Raw genomic sequence first — 8,519 nt, forward strand, 5'->3', positions numbered from 1 at the left:
TGCCTGATCAGCTTTCGCCCAGGGCGGCAACTACCTGATCCACACTGGCTTTCAGCCCCGCAAACGCATCCTCAGGGTCACTTTCCACCACCACCAGCTTCGCCCCGGACGCCTTGATCACCTCGGCCACAGCCGCCTCAGGCTGCCGATGGTCCAGCACCAGCGCCACATCCTGCGCCTTCAGGTTGTCCCCCAGCGCCTTCAGCGCAGTCGCATCCCACTCGGCCGGCAGCGGCTGCTCGACCACGTCCAGGTTCAACCCGCTGGCCAGATAACCCAGCCGCTCCGACAGGCTCACCACCGTCAGGTTGTCGACCTTGGCCAAGCGTGTCTGGCTGCTGGCCGAAAGCTCCAGCAACTGGCGTTTGAGCCCGGCCAGGTTGCCCTGGATCTTCGCCTTGTCGCCCGGCGCCAACCGCTCCAGGTCATTGGCTACCACGTCGGCCATGCGCCCGAAGTTGGTCGGATTGAGCCAGGGGTAAGCGCCATAGGCCTCGTCGCCGCTCACCGCAATACCCGGCAGTGCGCCATCCACCGGCCGTGCGGCGTCGATCTCGACGATCCGGATATTGCTGCGCCGGGCCATCGGGTACAGCGGGTCGTCACGCCAGATCGAGCGCACGCCGATCACCGCGTCGGCCTGCTGCGCGGCCTTGTGCAGGCTGGCGCCACCGCGCCCGCTGAAATAGGAAGGTTGGCGGCTGGCAGGCAGGTTGGCGGGGGCTGCACGCGTGAGCTGCACCGTGGTGCCGTCGAGCAGGGCGCTGGCCAGGCTGTGAGTGACGGGCAGGGTGGTCAGTACTTGCGTGGCGAAAGACAGCGACGGCAGGCCGGCCAGGGCCAGCGCCAGGGTCAGGCGTTTCAGGTTCATGCCGGGTTTCCTTGCAGGCGGGGGACGAGGGCGCGGGCCAGCGCCGCCAGGGCGAAGCAGATGCCGGCGACCAGGATGATCGCGGCGCCGGACGGCACCGGCAGGTCGCAAACGATCGGCAGCAGGATGCCGAGCAACGTGCTCAGCGTGGCGATCAGCACCGACAGGAAGAAAAAGCCCTTCAGCGACTGGCTGACCAGGCGTGCGGCGGCAGCGGGAATCACCAGCAGCGCCCCGACCAGGATCGCCCCGATCACCTTCACCGAGGCCACGGTGACCAGGGTCACCAGCACCACGAACAGGTAGTCCAGGGTTTTCACCGCCACCCCGCGTACGGCCGCCAGCTGTGGGTTGAAACTGGCCAGCATGATGCGGTTGTACAGCGGCACGGCCAATGCCAGCACCAGCACCGCGACGATGCCCAGCACCACCAGGTCCTGGCCGCTGACGGTCAGCACCGAGCCGAACAGCACGTTCTCGAGGATGTGCACATTGATCTTGCCCGCCAGCATCAGCAGCAGGCTGGCGCCCAGCGCCAGCGACACCGACAGGAACACGCCGATCAGCGTGTCCGGCGACAGCCCGGTGCGGTTGCGCAGGAAGTTGAGCAAGATGCCGAACAGCAGGCAGTAGCCGAACAGGCTGCCGTAGGGGCCGGTGTAGGGCTCCCCCAGCAGGATGCCGATGGCCACGCCGGTCAGCGCGGCATGGCCTACTGCCTCGGAGAAGAAGGCAAAGCGCTTGACCACCACCAGGGTGCCCAGGCCGCCCAGCACCGGGCCGATCATCAAACCGGCCAGCAGAGCGTTGACCACGAAGCCGTAGGCCAGCGCCTCGGGCAGGTAGCCGGCAGTGGCCCAGTCCTGGACCGTTTGCCGAAAGATTTCGAAACTCATCAGGCAAGGCTCTCGCTACGCGGGTGAACGGAGAACAGGCCGAGCAGGCGCTCTGGGGTCAGGGCCTGGGCGGGCGGGGCGTCGAACAGTACCTGGCGGCTCAGGCCGGTAACCCGGTCGGCCAGGCGCAGCACAGCTTCCAGGTCGTGTTCGATCCATAGCACGGTGGTGCCGGCCTGGCGCCAGCCCTGCAGCAGTTGTTCGAACACCTGGATACCGGCTTCATCCAGGGCCGACATCGGCTCGTCCAGCACCAGCAGTTGCGGCTCGGGAATCAGGCCCTGGGCCAGCAGCACGCGTTGGCGTTCGCCACCGGAAAGCGCGCCCATGCGCCGTTTGCGCTTGTCGAGCATGCCGACCCGCGCCAGGGCCGCGTCGATAGCCGGCTGCACACGGCGCGACAGGCCGAGGAAGGCGGGGCGGCGCTGGCACATGGCAGCCATGAAATCGTCCACGGTCATCGGCAGGCCACGGTCGAACTCCAGCGCCTGCGGCACATAGCCGATCACTTCGCGTTCGCCGGGCCAGTGCAGGGTCAGCTGGCCCTGGTGCGGCATCTGCCCGAGCAGGGTCTTGATCAGCGAACTCTTGCCGCCGCCGTTGGGGCCGACGATGGCATGCACGCTGCCGGCGGCGACGTTGAAGCTGACCTGTTCGAGGATGCGGGTGCGGCCCAGGGTCAGGTCGATGCCGGCAAACTCGATGCGCGGCCCGCAGGCTGTCACCAGGTTGGCGGCGGCGGTCATGCGCGGTTCTCCTGGATGGCGCGGACCACGGTGTCGAGGTTGCGCTTCATCTCCACTTCGTACTTGTCCTTGGTGTATTCGCCGTAGGAAATGTGCGTCAGCGGGTACAGGCGCACGCCGGATTCACGCTGGATGGTTTCGACATAGGCCGACGGGAAGTCCATTTCCGAGAAGATCACCCGCACATCCAGCGCCTTGAGCTGGTCGATGGTCTTTTTCAGCTGGGCCGGGCTGGGTTCGATGCCATGGGCTGGCTCGACCACCGCAGTCACCTCCAGGCCGAAGTCGCGCACCAGGTAGTCGTAGGCGGCATGGATGGTGGCGACCCGGAAGGTGGCGCTGGGCGCCTCGGTGACCTTGGCCAGTGCGTCGGCACGCAGTGTGCGCAGGCGCTTGGCATAGGCGCGGGCGTTTTGCGTGTACAGCTTGGCGTTGTCCGGGTCGAGCTTGCCCAGTTCGCGGGCGATGTTGTTGACCTGGGCGATGGTGGTGCTGATCGACAGGAAGGTGTGCGGGTTGACCACCTTGCCGGCGCCACGGGCGGCAATGCCGGTGGCCGCCAGCAAGGGTACGTTCTGGTTGGCCTCGATGGTATTGATGCCGGGCTTTTCGCTGGCGGCGATCATGCGGTCGGCGAAATCGTCATGGCCAACGCCGTTGAGCACCACCACGTCCAGGGTGCCGATGCGCTTGATGTCCTCGGCCCGTGGCTCGTAGGCATGGGGGTTGAACCCCGCCGGAATCAGCGGCACCACTTCGGCCTTGTCGCCGACGATGTTGCTCACATAGCTGTAGTAGGGGTGCAGGGTAATGCCGATACGCAGGGGCTTGCCGTTATCGGCCAGGGCCTGTGCCGGCAGGGCAAGGGCCAGGAGCAGGGCGAGGGCGGAGCGGAGCATGGGGGAGTCCTTGGGTTCAGTGACGGTGTTCGCGGGTGACCCCGGCGTCGTAATGGCTGACCACCTGCTGCCAGCCGGCGGCGATCAGGGCGGCCTGGCCAAGGTCGTCCGGGGTCACGGCGGCGCTGTCGCGGCGCAGCCAGACATCGGCCTGGCCGGTGCTGTCGGCCGGCAGGATCAGCAGCAGGCTGCCGGCCACTTCCGGGGCCTGGCTGCGGCCAAGGTAGGCCCCGGGTTCCAGCCACGACCATTGGTGGTTGCCACGGCCCTGGCTGCCGGCATCGACCACGAACGGCGGCAGGCCTTCCTCGGCCAGGGCCTGTACGCTGGGCGCGGCGGCGTTTTCTTCACGCAGCAACTGGATTTCGTCGAAGGCCACCCGCAGGTCGGTGTACAGGCCTTGCTCGGCGGCGGTGAGGTCGCGACGGGCGTCGATCTGGTGGCTGGCGATGGCCTGTTCATCCTCGCGTTCGCCGCGCAGCAGCACCACGCTGGTGGCGAGTACCACGATCAGCAGGCTGACCAGCAGCACGTACAGGGTTTCGTGCCCGGCACCGGCCGGGCGAATCACTTGGGCGCGGCTCATGGCTGGGCGATATCGGCGTGGTCGACTTCCACCACGTGCCCGGGGCCGGCATCGAACAGCACGTAGAACTCACCGTCCGGGCGTTTGAAGGTCAGGGTCGAATCATCACCGAGCTTGCCGCCGACCAGCACCTGTTCGTCGTAGGCGATCACGTCCAGGGTTACCCCGGGGGCACCGCTGCCATCCGAGAAGCCGCCGGTGCACTTGACCTGGCCACCAGGCAGTTCTTCGCACTCGCACATCGGGTTGTGCGCCAGGGCCGGGCCGGCGGCCAGCACCAGCAAGGGCAGGGCGAGGGTGCGCATCAGGTGTTTCATTTATTGCCTCCTTGTTTCTCGAGCCAGGCCACGGTGGCTGGCGATGCCTTGGCCAGAGGGACCGACGCCTGGTGCATGCTGCCGTCCCAGCCTTCCAGGGTGATCCAGATCTGCGCGTCGGGCTTGGTGCGTGGCGGGATCGGCAACGAGGTGCCCATGTTGTACGGCGCACCGAAGAAAATCGTGCCGGCGGCGCGCAGGCTGCGCGGTTTGCCGATGCGCAGGTAGGCCGCCTTGACGCCGTTGACGCAGGCCTTGCACAGCGATGCATTGAAGACCTTGAAGTGGCCGGCAGGGCCGTCGGCGCGGGGGGGCTCGTCACGCATCTCGGCCAGGTCCAGGGTATAGGGGCCGACCTGGATGTCGTTGATCACATTGGCGCCGAGCCCCGCTTCGCCGCGGAACAGCTTGGCGTCGGCGAAGTACTTGGGCATGAAGCCCAGCGGGATGAGGATCAGCAGGATGTTCAGGTGAAAACGCCACTTCAGCCACAGTTGCTTCAGCGGGCTGACGGGCACGGCTTGGGCCTGGCTCATGGGCGGATCTCCGCGGTGGGTTCATGGCGCGCCATGCGCGGTGCGCGCTCGCTGCGCTTGAGGGCGGCGGCGGTGGCCTGGGCGGTGCGTTTGGTCCAGATCAGCAAGCCGCTGAACACCATCAGGGTGAGGACCAGGCCAAAGAAGAACCACACCAGCTTGATCGGCAGGCCGCCGAAATCGCCGGTGTGCAGCGGGCGCATCGACTCGGTGACGAACTCCAGGGCGGAGCGGTCGCTGATCAGGAACTGGCTGTCGACATTACGCGTGTATGGGTTTACCGAGGCGCTCTGGAACATCAGCGGGTACCAGCCTGGCCCTGCCAGGGTGATGTGGCTGTAGGCGGTGGCCGGCAGTGAGATGAAGCTGATGTCCAGCCCCGGGACCGCCAGGCCGGCGATGCGTGCCGCTTCATCCAGGTCGATGCGCGTTGCCGGGCTGCCATTCGGGGTTTGCGGCACGTCCTCACGGGCGATCACCGGCACGATGGGCCGGCTGGAAATGGTGATGTGGTTGTCGGCCAGGATCGCCTGGATCAGGAACCAGGTGCCGGTGATGGAAATGACCGCAATGAACCAGATTGACCAGACCCCGGCCAGGCGGTGCAGGTCGCCCCAGAAAATCCGCGCACCATGGCCGGTGCGCACCGGCTTGAAGAAACCCTTCCAGAACTTCTTGTACACCACCAGGCCGGTGACCAGCGAAGCCAGCATGGGCAGCCCGAGCAGCGACACCAGGTACCAGCCCCAGCTGAAGCCGTTGGTGAACGGCACCAGCCACCAGCCGTGCAGGGCGCGGGTGAAGGCTTCGAAGTTGAAGTCCGGGGTCTTGCCCTGGATGGCCCCGGTGTAGGGGTTTACATACAGCGTCGGGCTGGTGCCGTCAGGCAGGGTGACATTGGCTTTGACCGCGAAGTGCGAACCGTCCGGCTGGATCAGCCGCTCCACCACCATGTCCGGCTCGGCCTTGTGCAGGGCGTCCAGTACCTGCTGGAAGCTCAGGCGCTCGGCGTCGGCGTCGGGCTTGTTGGCGCGCACGGCGGGGTCGGCCAGCCAGACGATTTCCTGGCTGACCACCGCGAGCATGCCGGTGAAGCAGACGATCAGGACAAAGAACCAGATCGGCAAGGCGAGCCAGCTGTGGACCAGGAACCACAGCCTGGATTTGGATTTTTTCGGTGATTTGGCCATCTGACGGTCTTCTGCAATGGGGAGTCGAGCGTGTGCCCAGCCAAAGAGGGGCTGTATTGATAAGGACGAATGAGAATCGAAAACCTGCCGTTTTAAATGCAAGCAAATGTTTCAAGGCCGAGGGCGAATGCCTGGGCGTCGGTGTCATTGGGGGCTGCTGCGCAGCCCATCGCCGGCAAGCCGGGCTCCCACAGGGCACGCGCAATCTTGAGGTCAGTGCTGTACCTGTGGGAGCCCGGCTTGCCGGCGATGGGCCGCACAGCGGCCCCAATCGATTCAGGCCAAGGTCGGCCTGGAAGGCATGAAGCAGGAGGGATCAGGCGCGGGTCAGGGCCACTGCCGGTTGCGGCTTGCCGTGCAGCTGCGCCAGGTCCTGGTACAGCGCGCGGCCAATTTCCGCAGCGCGCGCCGGCAGCACCGAGAGCAGGGTGTCACTTAGGCCGTGGCTGTTTTCGCAGAAGCCCTGCAGGTATACCGAGGCCTGCAGGTCGGGGCTGGCCAGCACGCGGTAGTTGCGGTCGACGCTGAAATCTTCCAGGTAGCCTGCCAGGGGCGCCAGCAGGTCACGGTGCGAGCGGCGCTCGTAGCCGGTGGCGAGTATCACCGCGTCGTAGCGGTGGGTCTGCTGCTGGCCGGTGGCGAGGTCGCGCAGGGTCAGTTCCAGGCCTTCGCGGGTGGCCACCACGGCTTCGACCTGGCGCCGGCACAGCACGTTGTGGCGGTACTGGTGGGCGACCTTCTGCCGGTAGAGGATGCCGTAGATGCGTTCGATCAGGTTGAGGTCGACCACCGAATAGTTGGTGTTGTGGTATTCGCCCAGCAGCTTGCTGCGCTGGTCGGCTGGTTCGTTGTAGACAAGGTCGGTGTAGTCCGGCGAGAAGATCTCGTTGACGAACGGGCTGTCATCGGCAGGCTTGAGCGCCGAACCGCGCAGGATCATGTCGACCTTGACCGACGGGTAGCTGTCGTTGAGGTCGATGAACGCCTCGGCGGCGCTCTGGCCCGAACCGATCACGGCAATGCGCATCGGCTTGCCGGCGGTGCATGGCAGCTTGTTCAGGCTGCTCAGGTACTGGGAGTGATGGAATACCCGCGGGTCGTCCTTGAATGCGCCGAACTTTTCCGGGATTTTCGGCGTGCCGCCGCTGCCGACCACCACCGAACGGGTGCGGCGGCTGTATTCGCGGCCTTGGGCGTCGCGCGAGACCAGGCGCAGGTGCTCGACCCGGCCCGCCTGCACGTCCGGCTCGATGCGCAGCACTTCCTCGCCATATACCGCCTGGGTGGCGAAGTGCTCGGCGGCCCAGCGCAGGTAGTCGTTGTACTCGAGGCGGCAGGGGTAGAAGGTACCGAGGTTGATGAAGTCGGCCAGGCGCTGCTTCTGGTGCAGGTAGTTGACGAAGCTGTAGGGGCTGGTGGGGTTGCGCAGCGACACCAGGTCCTTGAGGAACGAGATCTGCAGCTCGCTCTGGGTGGCCAGGGTTTCGCCGTGCCAGCGATAGTCCTGCTGTTTGTCGATGAACAGCGCGTCGAGGGCATGGCCCTGGGACTCGGCGAGTTCTTCCAGGGCGATGGCCAGGGCCAGGTTGGAAGGGCCGAAGCCCACGCCGATCAGGTCCTTGATGGTTTCCGGGTTTGCAGACTGGCTCATGGCTGCGGTTCCATAATGGTCGAATGTTGACGCTCGCCGGGAGAGGCCGGCGCCTGCGCTTGTACATTGGGTGGAACGAGCCAAACGACGGGGAATTTACTGGCGGGCGACCGGCCACTTGCAACAGGGGGCTAAAGGCTTGCGCCTGTCGGCCGATAGGCAGAACAACCCAAGGACCCATTTGCAACGCAGGGAGTAAGACATGACAGGTATTGCAGCAGTCAGCATCAGCACCACGGCCCAGGCGGTGAGCACAACCCAGGTCGCCGACAGCCAGGATGCGCAAAAGACTGAAGAGAGCGGGGCCGGCACTCAGGCCGACACGTCGAAATTGAGCGGTGGCGGCCAGGCTCAAGGCGCCCAGGGCAGCAGTGAAAGTTCGGAGCCTGCGCACATCAGGCAATTGCGCGAGATGATCAAGAAGCTGCAGAAGCAATTGGCCGAGGAGCAGAAGCAACTGGCCCAGTTGATGGCGCAGAAGATGGACGAAACCACCAAGCTGGCAGTTGTGTCCGCCAAGCAGGCGAGTATCGCCACCATCAATGGTGAAATCCTGCAGGCCACCGCGCAGTTGCTCGAAGCGCTACAGAAAACGGGTGGCAGCAGCGCGGGCGGGATGGTCAGCACCACGGCCTGACGAACTTGGGGCTGCTGTGCAGCCCATCGCCGGCAAGCCGGCTCCCACATCGACCGCGCAGGGCAGTTGCTCTCGCAGGCCTGGTGCTGTCACTGTGGGAGCTGGCTTGCCGGCGATAGGGCCGGTGCAGGCCCCATCATTCCGGTGGCGGTCATTCGGCCGCCAGGCGCCCCTTGTTCTGCCGCTCCGC

The 8,519-nt window shown here is 65.8% G+C and carries 10 protein-coding genes; 1 reads left to right on the forward strand and 9 read right to left on the reverse strand.

Translation table 11 applies throughout. The features are described from left to right. Positions 1–7: 7 nt before the first annotated feature. The 9 genes from RYH74_RS24765 to RYH74_RS24805 all read right to left on the reverse strand — a co-directional run bounded on the left by RYH74_RS24765 (position 8) and on the right by RYH74_RS24805 (position 7,692). The gene (locus RYH74_RS24765; RefSeq protein ID WP_317410459.1) at positions 8–871 is read right to left on the reverse strand and encodes a metal ABC transporter solute-binding protein, Zn/Mn family; all 864 of its coding nucleotides are present in this window, start codon (positions 869–871) and stop codon (positions 8–10) included. Next, positions 868–1,767, reverse strand: a complete 900-nt coding sequence (locus tag RYH74_RS24770; protein WP_317410460.1) for a metal ABC transporter permease — start codon at positions 1,765–1,767, stop codon at positions 868–870. The genes RYH74_RS24765 and RYH74_RS24770 overlap by 4 nt, the downstream gene beginning before the upstream one ends. Further along, positions 1,767–2,513 (reverse strand): metal ABC transporter ATP-binding protein, encoded by a 747-nt coding sequence (locus RYH74_RS24775; RefSeq protein WP_015270826.1) that lies wholly within the window; start codon positions 2,511–2,513, stop codon positions 1,767–1,769. Before RYH74_RS24775 ends, RYH74_RS24770 begins: the two co-directional genes overlap by 1 nt. Further along, positions 2,510–3,412, reverse strand: a complete 903-nt coding sequence (locus tag RYH74_RS24780; protein WP_025338673.1) for a metal ABC transporter substrate-binding protein — start codon at positions 3,410–3,412, stop codon at positions 2,510–2,512. Before RYH74_RS24780 ends, RYH74_RS24775 begins: the two co-directional genes overlap by 4 nt. Before the next feature lie 16 nt (positions 3,413–3,428). Then, complete coding sequence (locus RYH74_RS24785; RefSeq protein ID WP_317410462.1) at positions 3,429–3,998, reverse strand: DUF6162 family protein; 570 nt, start codon at positions 3,996–3,998, stop codon at positions 3,429–3,431. Then, complete coding sequence (locus RYH74_RS24790; protein ID WP_025338675.1) at positions 3,995–4,315, reverse strand: hypothetical protein; 321 nt, start codon at positions 4,313–4,315, stop codon at positions 3,995–3,997. The genes RYH74_RS24785 and RYH74_RS24790 overlap by 4 nt, the downstream gene beginning before the upstream one ends. Continuing rightward, a complete protein-coding gene (locus RYH74_RS24795) occupies positions 4,312–4,851 on the reverse strand; it encodes a hypothetical protein (RefSeq protein WP_046615144.1) in 540 nt (179 codons plus the stop codon). Before RYH74_RS24795 ends, RYH74_RS24790 begins: the two co-directional genes overlap by 4 nt. Beyond that, positions 4,848–6,041, reverse strand: a complete 1,194-nt coding sequence (locus RYH74_RS24800; protein WP_317410464.1) for a PepSY domain-containing protein — start codon at positions 6,039–6,041, stop codon at positions 4,848–4,850. The genes RYH74_RS24795 and RYH74_RS24800 overlap by 4 nt, the downstream gene beginning before the upstream one ends. Positions 6,042–6,357: 316 nt before the next feature. Beyond that, positions 6,358–7,692, reverse strand: coding sequence for a lysine N(6)-hydroxylase/L-ornithine N(5)-oxygenase family protein (locus RYH74_RS24805; protein ID WP_085615175.1), 1,335 nt, complete (start codon positions 7,690–7,692; stop codon positions 6,358–6,360). A gap of 202 nt (positions 7,693–7,894) precedes the next feature. Between RYH74_RS24805 and RYH74_RS24810 the strand changes: the two genes are divergently transcribed. Then, on the forward strand, positions 7,895–8,329 hold the full coding sequence (locus tag RYH74_RS24810) for a hypothetical protein (protein WP_286101685.1): 435 nt from the start codon (positions 7,895–7,897) through the stop codon (positions 8,327–8,329). The last annotated feature ends 190 nt before the right edge of the window (positions 8,330–8,519 follow it).

This window comes from Pseudomonas sp. LSJ-87 (assembly GCF_032971465.1).
Classification (GTDB): Bacteria; Pseudomonadota; Gammaproteobacteria; order Pseudomonadales; family Pseudomonadaceae; genus Aquipseudomonas; species Aquipseudomonas putida_Z.

Coding starts and splice junctions, on each gene's coding strand:
- RYH74_RS24790 (WP_025338675.1), bottom strand. CDS start 4,315: ATGAAACACCTGATGCGCACCCTCGCCCTGCCCTTGCTGGTGCTGGCC.
- RYH74_RS24800 (WP_317410464.1), bottom strand. CDS start 6,041: ATGGCCAAATCACCGAAAAAATCCAAATCCAGGCTGTGGTTCCTGGTC.
- RYH74_RS24765 (WP_317410459.1), bottom strand. CDS start 871: ATGAACCTGAAACGCCTGACCCTGGCGCTGGCCCTGGCCGGCCTGCCG.
- RYH74_RS24775 (WP_015270826.1), bottom strand. CDS start 2,513: ATGACCGCCGCCGCCAACCTGGTGACAGCCTGCGGGCCGCGCATCGAG.
- RYH74_RS24795 (WP_046615144.1), bottom strand. CDS start 4,851: ATGAGCCAGGCCCAAGCCGTGCCCGTCAGCCCGCTGAAGCAACTGTGG.
- RYH74_RS24810 (WP_286101685.1), top strand. CDS start 7,895: ATGACAGGTATTGCAGCAGTCAGCATCAGCACCACGGCCCAGGCGGTG.
- RYH74_RS24785 (WP_317410462.1), bottom strand. CDS start 3,998: ATGAGCCGCGCCCAAGTGATTCGCCCGGCCGGTGCCGGGCACGAAACC.
- RYH74_RS24770 (WP_317410460.1), bottom strand. CDS start 1,767: ATGAGTTTCGAAATCTTTCGGCAAACGGTCCAGGACTGGGCCACTGCC.
- RYH74_RS24805 (WP_085615175.1), bottom strand. CDS start 7,692: ATGAGCCAGTCTGCAAACCCGGAAACCATCAAGGACCTGATCGGCGTG.
- RYH74_RS24780 (WP_025338673.1), bottom strand. CDS start 3,412: ATGCTCCGCTCCGCCCTCGCCCTGCTCCTGGCCCTTGCCCTGCCGGCA.